14 protein-coding genes are annotated in these 15,869 nt (G+C 67.3%); 9 read left to right on the top strand and 5 right to left on the bottom strand.

All coding sequences use genetic code 11. The features are described 5' to 3' along the window. Nucleotides 1–6: 6 nt before the first annotated feature. Both ACIQTU_RS09505 and dusB read right to left on the bottom strand, forming a co-directional pair. The gene (locus ACIQTU_RS09505) at nt 7–2,259 is read right to left on the bottom strand and encodes an ATP-binding protein (protein ID WP_400545770.1); all 2,253 of its coding nucleotides are present in this window, start codon (nt 2,257–2,259) and stop codon (nt 7–9) included. After that, the gene (dusB, locus tag ACIQTU_RS09510) at nt 2,259–3,311 is read right to left on the bottom strand and encodes a tRNA dihydrouridine synthase DusB (RefSeq protein WP_400545773.1); all 1,053 of its coding nucleotides are present in this window, start codon (nt 3,309–3,311) and stop codon (nt 2,259–2,261) included. Before dusB ends, ACIQTU_RS09505 begins: the two co-directional genes overlap by 1 nt. Before the next feature lie 64 nt (nt 3,312–3,375). Here dusB and ACIQTU_RS09515 point away from each other — a divergent pair, with 64 nt between their 5' ends. From ACIQTU_RS09515 to aat, 5 genes are all read left to right on the top strand, one after another. Further along, nucleotides 3,376–4,527, top strand: coding sequence for a bifunctional 2-C-methyl-D-erythritol 4-phosphate cytidylyltransferase/2-C-methyl-D-erythritol 2,4-cyclodiphosphate synthase (locus tag ACIQTU_RS09515; RefSeq protein WP_400545776.1), 1,152 nt, complete (start codon nt 3,376–3,378; stop codon nt 4,525–4,527). Nucleotides 4,528–4,629: 102 nt separating this feature from the next. Next, entirely contained in the window at nt 4,630–5,103 is a 474-nt protein-coding gene (gene aroQ / locus ACIQTU_RS09520) for a type II 3-dehydroquinate dehydratase (protein ID WP_400545779.1), read from the top strand. A gap of 13 nt (nt 5,104–5,116) precedes the next feature. Further along, nucleotides 5,117–5,614 carry an acetyl-CoA carboxylase biotin carboxyl carrier protein gene (accB, locus tag ACIQTU_RS09525; protein ID WP_400545782.1) on the top strand — a complete coding sequence of 166 codons (498 nt, stop codon included), beginning with the start codon at nt 5,117–5,119 and terminating at the stop codon, nt 5,612–5,614. Between the two features lie 8 nt (nt 5,615–5,622). Then, nucleotides 5,623–6,975 (top strand): acetyl-CoA carboxylase biotin carboxylase subunit, encoded by a 1,353-nt coding sequence (accC, locus tag ACIQTU_RS09530; protein WP_400545785.1) that lies wholly within the window; start codon nt 5,623–5,625, stop codon nt 6,973–6,975. 6 nt (nt 6,976–6,981) lie between these two features. After that, a complete protein-coding gene (gene aat / locus ACIQTU_RS09535) occupies nt 6,982–7,677 on the top strand; it encodes a leucyl/phenylalanyl-tRNA--protein transferase (protein WP_400545788.1) in 696 nt (231 codons plus the stop codon). Here the strand turns inward: aat and ACIQTU_RS09540 are convergent. Together ACIQTU_RS09540 and ACIQTU_RS09545 are read right to left on the bottom strand one after the other, a co-directional pair. After that, entirely contained in the window at nt 7,644–8,336 is a 693-nt protein-coding gene (locus tag ACIQTU_RS09540; protein WP_400545791.1) for a DUF2155 domain-containing protein, read from the bottom strand. The genes aat and ACIQTU_RS09540 overlap by 34 nt on opposite strands. Continuing rightward, the gene (locus ACIQTU_RS09545; RefSeq protein WP_400545794.1) at nt 8,333–8,725 is read right to left on the bottom strand and encodes an NADH:ubiquinone oxidoreductase subunit NDUFA12; all 393 of its coding nucleotides are present in this window, start codon (nt 8,723–8,725) and stop codon (nt 8,333–8,335) included. The genes ACIQTU_RS09540 and ACIQTU_RS09545 overlap by 4 nt, the downstream gene beginning before the upstream one ends. 219 nt (nt 8,726–8,944) lie before the next feature. Here ACIQTU_RS09545 and ACIQTU_RS09550 point away from each other — a divergent pair, with 219 nt between their 5' ends. The 3 genes from ACIQTU_RS09550 to ACIQTU_RS09560 all read left to right on the top strand — a co-directional run bounded on the left by ACIQTU_RS09550 (nt 8,945) and on the right by ACIQTU_RS09560 (nt 13,112). After that, entirely contained in the window at nt 8,945–11,593 is a 2,649-nt protein-coding gene (locus ACIQTU_RS09550; protein ID WP_400545797.1) for a TSCPD domain-containing protein, read from the top strand. Nucleotides 11,594–11,652: 59 nt separating this feature from the next. Then, nucleotides 11,653–12,144, top strand: coding sequence for a pentapeptide repeat-containing protein (locus ACIQTU_RS09555; protein WP_400545800.1), 492 nt, complete (start codon nt 11,653–11,655; stop codon nt 12,142–12,144). Nucleotides 12,145–12,209: 65 nt separating this feature from the next. Further along, entirely contained in the window at nt 12,210–13,112 is a 903-nt protein-coding gene (locus tag ACIQTU_RS09560) for a pentapeptide repeat-containing protein (protein WP_400545803.1), read from the top strand. A 69-nt stretch (nt 13,113–13,181) separates the two neighbouring features. On the opposite strand, the gene aspS is transcribed toward ACIQTU_RS09560, so the two are convergent. Beyond that, the gene (gene aspS / locus ACIQTU_RS09565; RefSeq protein WP_400545806.1) at nt 13,182–15,011 is read right to left on the bottom strand and encodes an aspartate--tRNA ligase; all 1,830 of its coding nucleotides are present in this window, start codon (nt 15,009–15,011) and stop codon (nt 13,182–13,184) included. Nucleotides 15,012–15,186: 175 nt separating this feature from the next. On the opposite strand from aspS, the gene ACIQTU_RS09570 reads away from it, so the two are divergent. Continuing rightward, complete coding sequence (locus ACIQTU_RS09570) at nt 15,187–15,864, top strand: chromosomal replication initiator DnaA (protein ID WP_400545809.1); 678 nt, start codon at nt 15,187–15,189, stop codon at nt 15,862–15,864. Nucleotides 15,865–15,869: the final 5 nt, after the last annotated feature.

Genomic DNA, 15,869 nt, shown 5'->3' on the forward strand with positions numbered 1-15,869 from the left:
GCCTCTCTACTCCGCCGCTCGCGCCGCGCCGGGGGCACGGTGAGCAGCCTTGCTGTCTTGGGTCAGGGGGAAGATCAGGCACACACGTGCGCCTGATAATGTCTCGGCGTCGGCCAGCTTCAGCTCGCCGCCATGGTCTTCACAGATACGCTTGACGATGGCCAGGCCGAGGCCCGTGCCCTTCTCGCGCGTCGTGACATAGGGTTCTGTCAGCCGGTCGCGGTCCTTGGCCGGCAGGCCAATCCCGTCGTCCTCAATGACAAAGGTGGCGATCCCGCCTTCGATGATCAGACGGGCGATGATGCCGGTCGTTCCGGCCGCCACCGGCTCGCGCATCCGCTTGGCGCTCACGGCCTCGCCGGCGTTCTTCAGGATGTTGGCCAGGGCCTGTCCGACCATGCGGCCGTCGCATTGCAGGACGGCGTCCGGCAGCGGCTCGACCAGTTCGACTCCGATATCGGCCGCCGCAACACGCTGAGCGAAGACCGCCTCGCGCAGCATCTCGGCGGGATTCTCGCGGGCGAAGCGCGGCGCCGGCATCCGGGCGAAGGAGGAGAACTCGTCCACCATCCGGCCAATGTCGCCGACCTGACGGATGATGGTCTCGGTGCAGCGGTCAAACACCTCGACGTCGTCGCCGACCTGAGAGCGGTACTTGCGCCGCAGGCGTTCGGCCGACAGTTGGATCGGCGTCAGGGGGTTCTTGATCTCATGGGCGATACGGCGGGCCACGTCGCGCCAGGCCGCATTGCGCTGGGCCGTCACCAGTCGGGTGATGTCGTCGAAGGTCAGAACCATCTCGCCGCCCTGCCCGCCCTCGATCCGAACCCGCAGGCGGCGCGTCTCACCGTCGCGGCTGACGTCGATGTCTTCCTCAATGTGAGCCTCGGCGCGCTCGGACAGTTCAGCCAGCTCCGGCGCGACCTCGGCCAGCAACCGCCCCTGCACGTCCGCCTCTTCGATCGCCAGAAGCTGGCTGGCGCTGTCGTTGATCGCCGAAATGCGCCCCATCCGGTCCAGGCCGATAACCCCGGCGCTGACCCCCGACAGGACTGTCTCGATGAAGCGGCTGCGCCCAAGGGCGTCGTCGCTGGCGGTCTTCAACGCCGCCTGCTGGGTCATGATATCCCCGGTCATCCGATTGAAGGCCTCGGACAGGACGATCAGCTCAGACGGAGCGCCCGTGTTGTCGACCCGCGCGCTGAGGTCGCCGCCCGCCACCTGATCCGCCGCCTTCACCAGTCGCCCGATCGGCGCAGAGATCGAACTGGCCGCCGACATGGCCAGCCAAACCGCGCCGACCAGCACCAGCAGCGCCGTCTCAAGATAGCTGAGGGCGAAGGCCGCCTGAATGCGCGCGCGGCTCTCCTCGGCGGCACGATATGCGGCGATGGATTCCTCGCCGTTACGCATCCGCTGGATCAGGCCCGGCGCCAGCGGGCGCACGACATAGAGGTAGGCATGGCCGTAGTCCGGCAGCGGATAGAGGGCCCGCACCATGTCCGGGTTCTCGGTCACGGTCGTCGGCGCCACCTCGCCGGCGGCCACAGTCTCGAACGCCTCTCGCGGCGGCGCGACGTAGGGCGGCGCGCCCGGCTGTTCCCCGCTGGCCAGCACCTCGCCGTCGCCGTTCAGGATGTAGAGTGCGGGATAACCGAAAAAGTCGCCGATCTGGGCGAGGGCGCGTGAGAACTGGATGCGGTTGTCGAACAGGCTCCGAACGCCGCCGAGCTCGGTCGACATGGTTTCCAGATCGATTTCCAGCCCTGCGCCCACGTCGGCGACATAGGCCCGACCGATCTCGGCGCCGTTCTCGACCGCCGAGCGGACATTGGTGCTGAACCACTGATCCACGCCCCGGTTGACCAGAAGCCCGAACACCAGGGCGATCAGAACCGCCGGAACGACCGCCACCAGCGAGAACAGGGTCACGAAACGAAGATGCAGCCGCGCGCCTGGATCATTGCGGTTGCGCATCAGGCGGAGCACCCGCCCACCGATGACCGCCGCAAGGCCGCCGATCAGCACCAGGTTGGCCAACAGAATGAAAAGCACGACCTGACTGGCCGCCGTGCGTGCATCACCGCCCGCCGTCGCGCCCGGCGCGATGGCCACCAACCAGATGGCGGCCGCTGTAATCAGGAAGGCGACGGCGTAGGCCGTCACGAACAAGGCCCGGGCGCGACCGCTAGCCAAACGCCCCCAGAGCGAGCGCTCGGGGCCGTGGCCTTCAGTCTGCGCGGCAGGGAGGTCCGTCATTACCCCGCAGCTTTGACCAGCTGTGGCAGGTTTTCAACACCAGAGTTGCTGAATTGATCCACCGCAGGCGACCAGAGCGCAGAAAGCGCCTGTTCGACCTCGCCAGGCGTCTCCAGCCGACACAGGCGGGCCTTGGCCGACCGCCGTTCCAGCGGATCGTCCGGCCACGGCGCCTGCTCGATGTACCAGCCCAGATGCTTGCGGAACATCTTCAGTCCCAGCGGCAAGCCATAAAAGGCGACCGATCCCCGCAGGTGCTCGATGACGATAGCCAGGCGCTCTTCGCGATCCGGTTCCCGCAACTGCGTCCCGTCCGCTAAAGCCCGCTCCAGATGAGCCGCGAGCCAGGGACGACCATAAACACCCCGCCCCAGCATCAGACCATCGGCGCCGGACTGCGTCAGCGCCTCGCGCCCCTGTTCTGCCGTGATGATGTCCCCGTTGACGATGACGGGAATAGTCACCGCCTGCTTGACCTCGGCCACCGCTTCCCAGTCCGCGACGCCGGTATAGAACTGCTTGCGCGTGCGCCCATGTACCGTCACCGCCGCCACGCCCAGATCCTGAGCGCGTCGTGCCAGGTCGGCGGCATTGTGGCTATTCTCGTCCCAGCCGAGGCGCATCTTGACCGTGACCGGGCGGCTGACCGCCGACACGACCGCCTCCATGATGGCCGCCGCCCGCTCCGGCGTCCGCATCAGGGCCGAACCGCAAGCCGCCCCGGTCACTTCCTTGGCTGGGCAGCCGAAATTCAGATCGATGATGTCGGCGCCCGCCTTCTCGGCCATGCGCGCACCCTCAGCCATGACCTCGGGATCGCCGCCCACTAGCTGGATCACCGTCAGCGGCAGCCCTCCGCCTACAGCCGCGCGTCGCACCACATCGGGTCGTCCCCGCGCCAGTTCAGCCGACGCCACCATCTCGGTCGCGACATAGGCTGCGCCCAACCTGGAGGCGAGCACACGAAACGGCAGGTCGGTGATCCCGGTCATCGGGGCCATCAGCACCCGTCCGGCGATTCGCACGTCCCCGATTTGCAATCCTGCGTTCATGCCGCCCTTACCGCCGACTGTTGAGCCTCTCGTCAAGCGGAACTGGGGCGCTTAGAAGGCCGACATGGCATTCTCAGCAATCGTAGTGGCCGCCGGCTCAGGCTCCAGGGCCGGTGGAGACAAACAATGGCGCGCCGTCGGCGGCCGGCCAATGGTGCGTTGGTCGGTAGAGGCCCTGCTGTCGGCCGGAGCGGATTCGGTCATCGTCGTTGTCGCGCCCGGCGCCGAGCCACGCGCCGCAGAGGCCCTCGCCGGCCTGTCGGGATGGCGCACCGTCGCGGGCGGCGCCACGCGGGCCGCTTCGGTTCAGGCCGGCCTGGCCGCCTTTGAACTCGCTGGCGACACTCCGGTGTTAATCCACGACGCCGCTCGTCCCTTCCTGAGCGCTGCCGTGATCGGCCGTCTGCTGGAAGCCTTGGCCGACGCTGACGGCGCCCTGCCCGCCCTGCCCGTGGCCGACAGCCTGCGCCGCGGGGTCGATGGTCTGGTCGTCGGCGGGGTCGAGCGTGATGGGCTGTGGCGCGCCCAGACGCCGCAAGCCTTCCGCCTGAAAACCATCCGTGACGCCTACGCCGCCTGGGCTGGACCTGACGCCCCCACCGACGAAGCCGCCGTGGTCGAGCGCGCCGGCGGACGTGTTCGTATCGTCGAGGGCGACGCCCGCTTGATGAAACTGACCTACCCCGAGGATTTCGCCATGGCCGAGGCTTTTGCGCCCAAGACGACCCGCATCGGCCAAGGCTATGACGTGCATCGCTGGGGCCCTGGAACTTCGGTCTGGCTGTGCGGCGTCGAGATTCCCCACGATCAGACCCTGGTTGGCCACTCGGACGCGGATGCGGGCCTGCACGCCCTGACCGACGCCATCCTCGGCGCAATCGCCGACGGCGACATCGGCGATCACTTCCCGCCCAGCGATCCGCAATGGAAGGGCGCTTCGTCCGACCGCTTTCTGGTTTACGCCGCCGAGCGCGTCGCCGCTCGCGGCGGGCGGATAGTGAATGTGGACGTCACCCTGATCTGCGAGCAGCCCAAGGTGAAGCCGCATCGCCAAGCCATGCGCGAACGCCTCGCCGACCTGCTGAAGCTTCCGCTCGACGCCGTCAGCGTCAAGGCCACGACGACAGAGGGCCTGGGCTTCACCGGTCGCAGCGAGGGCCTGGCGGCCCAGGCCGTGGCTACCGTCGAACTACCCTGCCTGGCGTCGACCGCGTGACCTTAGGTCAACATCATCATCAGCCCGCTTTGCGTCCGGCTCGACCTGAGCTACAACGCCCGACCGAATCCGCGCGGTCGTGAGCGCCAGTTTTCCGAGCGAATGCCCGAAGCCCCTGTCCTTTACGTCCTGAACGGCCCCAACCTGAACCTCCTCGGGGTTCGGGAGCCCGACATCTATGGCCACGAAACCCTGGCCGATGTTCAGGCCCTGTGCGAGGCCGCCGCAGGCGATGCGCGCGTCGTGTTCTGTCAATCCAACCACGAAGGACAGTTGGTCGACTGGATTCATGAGGCGCGCAACGAAGCTTGTGCCCTGGTGATCAATCCCGCCGCCTTCACCCATACTTCCGTGGCCCTGCTGGATGCGTTGAAAACCCTCAGCGTCCCCGTCGTTGAATGCCACCTGTCGAACCCCGCCGCGCGCGAGGATTTCCGGCGTCATTCCTATGTTTCGCTGGTTGCAACCGGCGTCATTTCGGGCTTCGGCCCCCACAGCTACGAACTGGCCGTCAAGGCCGCCCTTCGGCTGGCGCGGGAACGCGCTGCGGCCGGGGCTCGTTCGCCCAAGACCTGAAGAGAGACACACCATGTCCGACGACAAGCACAAGAACGACGCCATCGACGCCGGCCTGATCCGCAGCCTGGCCGACATCCTGAATGACACTGACCTGACCGAGATCGAAGTCGAGCGCGGCGATCTGAAGATCAAGGTGAAGCGCGAAGTCACCGTCGCCGCCGCGCCTATCCAGTACGCCGCCGCCCCGGCTCCGATCGCCCACGCTGCGCCGGTCGCCGCCGCCGTCCCGGCCTCGATGCCGTCGGACCCGGCCACCATCGTCTCGCGGAAGGGTGAAGAGGTGAAGTCGCCGATGGTCGGCACCGCATACCTGCAACCCTCGCCGGAAGCCCCGCAGTTCGTGAAGCCGGGCGACAAGGTCAAAAAGGGCCAGACCCTGCTGATCGTCGAAGCCATGAAGACGATGAACCCGATCCAGGCCCCGCGTGACGGCGTCGTGTCGGAAATCCTGGTCGGCGACGCCCAGCCGGTCGAGTTCGGCGAAGCCCTGGTCCTGCTGGAAGCCTGAGCCCAGTCATGTTCACCAAGGTCCTGATCGCCAACCGCGGCGAAATCGCCCTGCGCATCCACCGGGCGTGCAAGGAGATGGGCATCTCCACCGTCGCCGTGCACTCCGAAGCCGACCGCGGCGCCATGTGGGTGCGGCTGGCGGACGAAAGCGTCTGCATCGGCCCCGCGCCGGCGGCCAAGTCCTATCTGAACATCCCGCAGATCATCGCGGCGGCGGAAATCACCGGCGCCCAGGCGATCCACCCGGGCTATGGCTTCCTGTCGGAAAACGCCCGCTTCGCCGAGATCATCGAGGCCCACGGCCTGACCTTCATCGGCCCCAAGCCCGAGCACATCCGGGTCATGGGCGACAAGATCACCGCCAAGAAGACGGTCATGGACGCGGGCATCCCCGTCGTCCCAGGTTCTGACGGCGAAGTGGAAACCGTGGAGGCCGCCATCGAGGCGTCCAAGACCATCGGCTTCCCGCTGATCGTCAAGGCCGCCGCTGGCGGCGGCGGTCGCGGCATGAAGGTCGCGCTCACGCCTGACGATCTGGTCGAGGCCGTGCAGACGGCCCAGACCGAGGCCAAGGCCGCCTTCGGCAACGGCGCCGTCTATATGGAGCGTTACCTCCAGAAGCCGCGTCACATCGAGATCCAGGTCATCGCCGACAGCCACGGCAACGTCGTTCACCTGGGCGAACGCGACTGCTCGCTGCAGCGCCGCCACCAGAAGGTGCTGGAAGAGGCCCCCTCGCCCGCCCTGTCGGCCGAAGGTCGCAAGAAGATCGGCGAGACGGTCAACAAGGCCATCGCAGCCATCGGCTACCTGGGCGTCGGCACCATCGAGTTCCTGTGGGAAGACGGCGAGTTCTTCTTCATCGAGATGAACACCCGCCTGCAGGTCGAACACCCGGTCACGGAAATGATCACGGGCGTCGACCTGGTCCGCGAACAGGTTCGCATCGCCGCCGGCCTGCCGCTGTCCTTCACCCAGGACGACATTCACTTCGAAGGTCACTCCATCGAGGTGCGAATCAACGCTGAAAACGCCGAGACCTTCACCCCGTCGCCGGGCACGATCACGGACTTCCACGCCCCAGGCGGCCTGGGCGTGCGTCTGGATAGCGCCATCTACGCCGGCTATTCGATCCCGCCTTATTACGACAGCCTCATCGGCAAGCTGATCGTGCACGGCCGCGACCGGGAGGAAGCCTTGGCCCGCCTCAAGCGCAGCCTCGGTGAAATGGTCATTGGCGGCGTCGACACGACCATCCCCCTGTTCCAGAAGCTGTTGGCCGAGCCCGACATCCTGTCGGGCGACTACGACATCCACTGGCTGGAGAAGTGGGCCGCCGCCCAGAAGGCCAAGGCCTAACCCCTCTTGGACGACCCCGAGTTCAGCGCCAGCAACCCCTCCAGCGTCTTCGGACCCGAGGAGTTGCTGGCCTGCTACGCTCGCGGCGTCTTTCCGATGGCCGAGGCACGCGACGATCCTCGCGTGTTTCTGGTCGAGCCTGACCAGCGGGGCGTTGTGCCGCTGGATCGCTTTCACATTCCCACACGCCTGCGCCGCACCGTTCGGGGCGAGCCCTATCAGGTGCGCGTCGATACGGCCTTCGCCGCCGTGCTGGACGCCTGCGCCGCCTCAATGCCGGGGCGTGAGGACACCTGGATCAATGATCCGATCCGCCGTCTCTATCTGGAACTGCACGCGCGCGGCCACGCACACAGCCTCGAGTGCTGGCAGGACGAGGTCCTGGTCGGCGGCCTCTATGGCGTGACGCTGGGCGGCGCCTTCTTCGGCGAGAGTATGTTCAGCCGAGCGCGGGACGCGTCAAAGGTCGCCCTGGTGCATCTGGCAGCGCGACTGCGCAAAGGCGGATGGAGTCTTCTGGACGCCCAGTTCCTGACCGAGCATCTCAGCCAGTTCGGCGCCGTGGAGACGCCGCAGGCGACCTATCTGCGGCTACTTAAGCCCGCCCTGCGTCTGACGCCGGATAAATCGGCCCTGACCGCGCCCCTGACGGGCGCGGAAGCCGTGGCCTACGCCTTACAGCCGACCACCCAGGCGTCATAGATCGGGTGTTGCAAACCGCTAATGGCGGGCGACGAGGCGAACATCCAGCCCTTGAAGATCTGGCGCGCCTCGGTCGGCACGGCGATACCGCGTGGTTGAACCCCGACTTCCAGATAGGCGATGGCGTCTTCGGTTTGTTCGTCCGAAGCCGAGACCTCGCAGGCGCGAGCGCTGAAGATCAGGGTCTTGTTGAAGCGCACGGGGCGACCGCCGATCTCGACCTCGAACAGCATCGATTCGGCCGTGACCTTGTCGATGGCGTGCACAATGGCAATGGGGCGGCGCTGACGTCGGCCCGGGGTGGCGACCGTCGCGGCGACAGGCTTGGCGGCTTCGGGCTTCGCCTCAGCCTCGGCTTCGGTCGGGGCCTCTTCCTGAACGGCGGCGACTTCGGCGCCGAGCGGCGCGGCAGGCGCGCCCGGAACCGGCGTCGGAACGACAGCAGGGGCCGTCGGGGCCGATGCGGGTTGGGCGGCAGGCGACGTCGACGTCGTCGGAGCCGCCGGCGCGCGATTGGTGTTGCGCATCAGGTCGCCGACTGGATCCTGAACCGGAACGGCGTCCTGCGGCAGGTCCATCAGGGCGCTGGTCATGCCAGCGCCCGCGACCGCCAGTCCCGCTGCGGCCACGCCGACAAGCAGGAGGCGGCGTGCAGTCATTCCGGGCTCCAGGCCTGGTAGTCGCCGGTCGCGGCAGGGCGCTTGCCTTCGTTGGCCAGCGAGCCCTGCGGACGCCACGCCATCGGCGTGCCCGTCAGGTTCGGCAGGTGATCCTTTTCCCAGGCCCGACGCGGGAGCGGCTTCTCGACCGGGGTTTCGTCATAGGTGTAGCGCAGCCAGCCCTGCCATTCCGGCGGAACCTTCGACGCCTCGGCATAGCCGTCATAGATGACCCAGCGACGCTTGCGCCCGTCATAGCTGACGTTGTCGCGCGACTGGTAATAGCGGTTGCCGAACTCGTCCGTGCCGACCAGTTGGCCGCGTTTGCCGATGGTGAACAGGGTGCCGATCGTGGCGCCGTTCCACCAGGTGAAGATCTTGCTCAGCACGTCGTCGTACTCACTTGCATCCCGCCGCTCGGGGAGGTCCGACGACGCAGCGCGATCATAGAAACCGCAGCCGTCCGCGTCCAGCCCGAGACGGGCATGGAGCGTCGCCGCCCGCCATCAACATCTTGGGGGTAACCCGCCCCTCAGGCCCAAGATTTATTGAAAGGCCTCTCACGACGTCGTTAATGTCGCGATCAGGACACGCGCGGAGACGTTGTGATGCGCATCAAGCCCCGATTTTTCGACTTCGCCGCCTTCGTCGCGCTGGACCCGCGCGTCATTGAGCGCCCCGGTGTCGTGACGTCGACTGTCGCACCCGCCAGTTGGACGGACGTTCGCGTGGAAGCCTGGCTGGACTGGGCCGAAAACCTGCCGGACGATCTACCAGAGGGCGTGGCCGCGCTGGACGAAGACCATGACGCCTGGCTGGGCGGCGCCGCGCAGCGCTGGGCGCGTCGCCTGGCCGCCTGGGGCCGTGCACAAGGCCTATTCGCTACAACCGAGGACGCTGAGACCTTTGCCGTCGAACTGGCGGCCTGCCTGCTTCTGGGCCTCGCCGCGCCCGGCACGACCTACGCCCACACAGCAGTTGCCCCTTTCATCGCCCTGAGCGAACCCGGCGCCGCACCGCGTCTGGTCGACCTGACCGCCGCGCGACGTGGCGAACGTTTGTCCGTGCGCGCCGCTGAAGCCCTGTCCGAAGCCCTGCACACCGTCGCCGACTCCGTGGACCGCTGCGAGGGACCGCGCGACGCCTGCGCCGACCCTGCCCGCAATCCGGCCCTGGCGCGCGCAGCCCTGATCGCCCGCCGCTGCGGCGCCAGCGACGCCGACATCATCCGCGCCGCCGAGGGGGAAAGCCCCGCCATCGCCCTCCCCGGCCCGGCCGTCCGCCCCGTGCAGTCCGTCCTGGCTCAGCGTGACGCCATCGCCTCGGGCGGCCCTGAAGCCCTAGTCGTGGCTGAGGCCGCGCTGGAAGGGGATCTAGCCCTCGCCTTCACCCCGCGCGACGCCGAGGCCCTCGCCTGCGTCGACCTGGAGGCCCGCGCCGCTCTCTGCCTGCCGACGCTGGCCGCCCTGACCGGCGACGCCTTCGATGAGGCGATGGATGACCTGACGCGTCTCTGGGTCATCGCCCTGGAGATCGAGACCGCCTGCAAGCCCGCCGCCACGACCGATCGCCGCCGCGAGTCGGCCCGTCCCATCGCCCTGGGCCTGTCCGGCCTGGCTGACTGGGCTGTAACGATCGACGCCGAGAAGGCGACCGCCCTCGCCGCGACGGTCGGCGACCGCATCTCCGCCGTCGCCAGCGCCGCATCCAGCGAGATCGCCGCCCTTCTCGGCCCCTGCGCCGAATGGGACGCGGTCAAGGATGAGGCGGTGGACCTGGCCACCCAGCGTGGCCAAAACCTTCCCGCCCTGACGCGCCATGGCCGTCGCCACGCCGCCATCAACCTGTTCGTGCGTGATGCAGAGCTTGAACTGCGGCTCGGCGCCTCGCCCTTCAGCGCTGTCGACCTGTTCCAGACGGAGGACGGAGAGACCGAACGCCGTCTGCGCCCAGCCCTGGCTCGCGCCATCGCCCGCGCCGGCGGCGACATCGACGACGCCGAACGCCGCCTGTTCGGTCGCCGCACCCTGATGGGCGCGCCGGGCGTCAACCATTCGGCCTTGCGCGATCTCGGCTTCACCGACGTAGAGCTCGACGCCGTCGAACTGGCCCTGTCGCAGACCGACCAGTTGTCGGCAGTGTTCGCTCCGCCCGTGCTGGACGCGGGCTTTATTGGCGATGTCCTGGGCCTGTCGGTCGAGGATGCCGACGACCTGCTGCCCCGTCTGGGGTTCGACGCCGCCGCCATAGAGGCGGCCCGCGCCGCCGCCTTTGGCCATTCCGACCTGTCCAGCTGGGACGCCGCCCCCGAGACCCTGCAAGGCCTGCTGGCTGATCCTGCCGCCTTCGAAGACGAACTGCGTCGCGCGGTCGAGCCCTTCAGCGATGCGCCCGACATCACGCCCCACCTGATCGACTGGCGCGCGGGATCGCTTCAAGCCGCCCGCGCCCTGGGTCAGGCAGCTCGCGACGGCCGCCGCGCCGTGGTCCTGCGCCGCGCCGCGCCGCCCGCCGACTTCCGGCTGGACCTGCCCGAGCCCGACGCGCCGGTACAGCGCCGTATCGAGCCCGAACCCAAGCCCGTCGAGCGCGTGGTGGAGAAGGTCGTCGAGCGCGACCGCACCCGCCGCAAACTGCCCGACCGCCGCAAGGGCTATATCCAGAAGGCCGCTGTCGGCGGCCACAAAGTCTATATCCACACCGGCGAATACGAAGACGGCGAACTGGGCGAGATCTTCATCGACATGCACAAGGAAGGCGCCGCCTTCCGCAGCCTGATGAACAACTTCGCCATCGCCATCTCGATCGGTCTGCAATACGGCGTGCCGCTGGACGAGTTCGTCGACGCCTTCGTCTTCACCCGGTTCGAGCCCGCCGGGCGCGTCACCGGCAATGATTCGATCCGTTCCGCGACCTCGATCCTCGACTACATCTTCCGCGAGCTGGGCGTCTCCTATCTGGAGCGTCAGGAACTGGCCAACGCCGAGCCCGAGGGCAACCCGGACGGTCTGGGGTCGGTCGCAACCAACGACGCCGAACCGGTGCCGGCAGCGCGCTTCATCTCCAAGGGTTTCGCCCGCGGCGCGACGCCCGACAACCTCGTCGTCGTCCCATTTGGACGCAAGACCGAGACCCCGCGCGACGCCCAGCCGACCGAGGCCGTCGCCTGTCCCGGATGCGGCGACCTTTCCCTCCAGAACCGCGACGGCGGCTGGATTTGCGACACCTGCGGGGCTGCGCCTCAGATGCAGGGCTGAGCCAGCAACGGTTTCGGCCCGCTTCTTGCTGTGAAGGGCTCAAATCCCGGAGCCTTCGCATGAACCGTCTCGCAATCGCACTCGTCGCCTCGTTGGTCGCCGCTACGGCCCTGCCCGCCATCGCCCAGAACGCCTCGCAGATCAGTCGCGTGCGCGGCGGCGCCAGTTGCGCCGGCTGCAACCTGTTCCAGGGCGATTTCTCGGGCATGGAGGTGCGCGGTCTAAACTTGGCCGGCGCCCGCCTGCGTCAGGCCGACCTCAGCCTGACCGTGATGAACCGCACCCGCTTCTCGCGCGCCGACATGCGCGATGTGGAAGCCTATGGCGGCGTCTTTTCGGGATCGAACTTCTCAGGAGCCGACCTGACCAACGCCAGCTTCGTCGGCGCCTATCTGGATGGCTCCACCATGTCGGGAGCCAGGCTCAGCGGGACCAACCTGTCCGGCGCGCAACTAGGCCGCGCCGTAGGCCTGACCCAGAGCCAGCTCAATCAGGCTTGCGGCGACGACGCCACGGTCCTGCCGTTGGGGCTGCGTATTCCGGCCTGCTGAAGGTCGCCATCGTTACCACGATTTAAGTAGGGTTTTTCGAGCGACAGGCGCATCTAGACAGGGTGATGAAACGCTCGTTCGACCTCCTTCGTAGCCTGGCCCCCGCCGCCGCAGCCCTGTCCGGTCTGCTGGTCGCCGCCCCCGCCTTCGCCGGGGTGGTGAACCTGTCGCAGATGCAGGATCGCGACGTGGCGCGGATGGTGTCGTTGGGCGGCAGTTGCAACCGCTGCGAGTTGTCGGGGCGTGACCTGTCAGGCGCCACCTTCACCGGCGCCAGCTTCACAAACGCCACCCTGGTCGGCGCCACCCTGCGCGGAGCCGAGCTGATCGGCTCCAACTTCGCCGGCGCCGACTTCAGCCGCGCAGACATGCGCGGCGTCGAAATGGTCGGCGCCAGCTTTACCAACGCCGTCTTCACCAGCGCCAATCTGGCCGGGGCAGAAGCCACCGGGGCCAACCTGATCGGCACGAATTTCCAGGACGCCAACCTGTCATCCGCCGAATTGAACGGCGCCAACTTTAACCGCGCCGTTCTGATCCGCGCCAAGTTCAACAGCAGCGAGATGTTCGGTTCCACCCTCGCCAATGTCCGCGCGGTCGGCGCCGACTTCTCCAACGCCGAAATCAACGCCTCCAACCTGAGCAACGGCGTGTTCGACAACGCCAAGTTCAACAATGCTTCGCTGGACAGCGCTCGCCTGACCGGCGCCAGTTTCGACCGCGCCAACTTCTCGGGCGCATCGATGAACCGAACCGACATTCGCGGGGCCGACCTGTCCGGCGCGCGCGGCCTGACCCAGGATCAAGTGCACGATGCCTGCGGCGACGGCGCGACCCGCCTGCCGGGCGGCCTGACCGTGCGCTCGTGCGGCGGCGCCAGCATTCGCGTCATCCGCACGCCCCCGGCCCCGCCCGCGCCGCCGATCCCGCCTCGCCAGCGTAATCTGGTCATCGCTTCCGGCAACTGACGCGGCAATCCAAACAAGAAAGGGCGGCCCGCGAAGGCCGCCCTTTTCAATTCAACGCCGCGACGCCGCTTACTTGAGCGGCAGGGCGGTGCGGATCGACAGTTCCTTCAGTTGCTTGTCGGCAGCCTCGGCGGGCGCGCTCATCAGCAGGTCCTGGCCCTGCTGGTTCAGCGGGAAGGCGATGACCTCGCGGATGGCCGTCTGATTGGCCAGCAGCATGACGATGCGGTCGATGCCGGGGGCCAGACCGCCGTGCGGCGGGGCGCCGAAGCGGAAGGCGTTCAGCATGCCGCCGAACTGCTCCTCGACCACCGAGGCGTCATAGCCGGCGATCTCGAAGGCCTTGAGCATGATCTCGGCCTTGTGGTTCCGGATCGCGCCCGAGCACAGCTCATAGCCGTTGCAGACGATGTCGTACTGGTAGGCGCGGATGGTCAGCGGGTCCTGGGTCTCCAGGGCCTCCATCCCGCCCTGCGGCATCGAGAACGGGTTGTGGCTGAAGTCGACCTTCTTCTCTTCCTCCGACCACTCGAACATCGGGAAATCGACGATCCAGCAGAACTTGAACTGCTCTTCATCGACCAGTTTCAGCTCCGTGCCCACGCGGGTGCGGGCCAGGCCGGCGAACTTAGCGAAGACGGCGGGGTCGCCGGCGGTGAAGAAGGCTGCGTCGCCCTTGCCGAGGCCCAGCGAGGCCATCAGGGCCTCGGTCGGCTCCTGACCGAGGTTCTTGGCGATCGGGCCGCCCCAGGCCTGCTGATCGTCCGACCAGAAGATGTAGCCCAGACCCGGCTGGCCTTCGCCCTGCGCCCACGAGTTCATGCGGTCGCAGAAAGCGCGCGAACCGCCGGTCGGGGCCGGGATGGCCCAGACGGCGTTCTTGGCGTCAGCGCCCAGGATCTTGGCGAACAGGCCGAAGCCGCCGTCGCGGAAGTGGTCCGACACGTCCTGCATCTTGATCGGGTTGCGCAGGTCCGGCTTGTCCGAACCGTACCACTTCATCGACTGGGCATAGGTCAGACGCTCGAAGCCCTTGTGCTCAAAGGTCTGGCCGAAGTCGTTGGTGAAGGTATGGGTCCCGTCAATGGGCGAAACCGGCTTGCCCTCGCCGAACTCGTTGAAGACGCCGTTCATCAGCGGTTCGATGGCGGCGAAGACGTCTTCTTGCGTCACGAAGCTCATCTCGACGTCGAGCTGGTAGAATTCCAGCGAACGGTCCGCGCGCAGGTCTTCGTCGCGGAAGCAGGGGGCGATCTGGAAGTAACGGTCGAAGCCCGAGACCATCAGCAGCTGCTTGAACTGCTGCGGGGCCTGCGGCAGGGCGTAGAATTTGCCCGGGTGCATGCGCGACGGCACCAGGAAGTCGCGTGCGCCTTCCGGCGACGAGGCCGTCAGGATCGGGGTCTGATACTCAAGGAAGCCCTGCTCGACCATGCGCTGGCGGATCGAGTGGATAACCTTGGAGCGCAGGACGATGTTCTTGTGCAGGGTCTCGCGACGCAGGTCCAGGAAGCGGTTCTTGAGGCGAATCTCTTCCGGGTACTCCGGCTCGCCGAAGACCGGCAGTGGCAGTTCGGCGGCTTCCGACAGAACCTCGACCGACAGGACGCGCACTTCGATCTCGCCCGTGGGCAGGTTGGCGTTGGTGGTTTCAGCCGAGCGGCTGACCACTTCGCCGTCGATCTTGATGACACTTTCGGCGCGCAGACGTTCGACGGCTTCAAAGCCCGGCGTCTCCGGGTGCAGCACCAGTTGCGTCAGGCCGTAATGGTCGCGCAGGTCGATGAACAGCAGACCACCGTGGTCGCGCTTGCGGTGAACCCATCCCGACAGGCGAACATTCGCGCCCGCATCCGTCGAACGGAGGGCGCCGCAGGTATGGGTGCGATAGGCGTGCATGATCGGATATCGTCTGAAAACGGCTGCAGAACAGCGTGAATTAGGAGGGGCGAAAGGCCCATCATCGCCCCGGAAAGTCAAGGCTGGCGGCTAAATCCACAGCGCCGCGAGGTTGTCCACCGCCCCAGAGAACCTGCCCACAGCGCTTCTGACGGCCTCTGCTATGGTTCACGTCATGACGACCCTCGGTTCGGACATTCAGCAACTTCGCCTGCCCCTGCGGCAGGAGGCGTCGCAACGCGCGACGGATTTCGTGGTGTCCGAATCCAATTCGAGGGCCACCTCGGTACTGGCCACCTGGCCCGAGATGGCCGGTTCCATCCTGTCGATCTTCGGCCCGCCCGGCAGCGGCAAGAGCCATCTGGCCGCCGCCTGGGTCGAGCGCACCGGCGCTGTCGCCCTGCACGGCGCCGAGGCCGCCCTGGTCGATCCGATCGAGCTGGAGGGCCAGTTCGTCCTGCTGGACCGCGCCCAGGATGCGGACGACGAGAGCCTGTTCCATCTGATCAACCTGACGCAGTCAGGCGGCGGCGCCCTTCTGCTGGTGTCCCGTGATCCGCCCGCCGCCTGGGCCTGCGACCTGCCCGACCTGCGCTCCCGCCTGAACGCCATCCGCACCGTGGGGATTGAAGCACCCGACGACGTCGTGCTGGGGGCCATGCTGAAACGCGCCTTTGCCACCCGCAACATCATGCCGGGCGAGGAGGTCATCGAGTATCTGGCCCGCCGCATCGACCGCTCGGCAGCCGCCGTCGAACGCATCGTCGATCAGTTGGACGCCTATCATCGTCCGGTCACCCGCGTTCTGGCCCGTCAGGTTCTAGGTGACAGCGACGAACTGTCTGACGAATAACGCCA

This window comes from Brevundimonas sp. NPDC090276 (assembly GCF_044772165.1).
In the GTDB taxonomy this organism is placed as follows: domain Bacteria; phylum Pseudomonadota; class Alphaproteobacteria; order Caulobacterales; family Caulobacteraceae; genus Brevundimonas.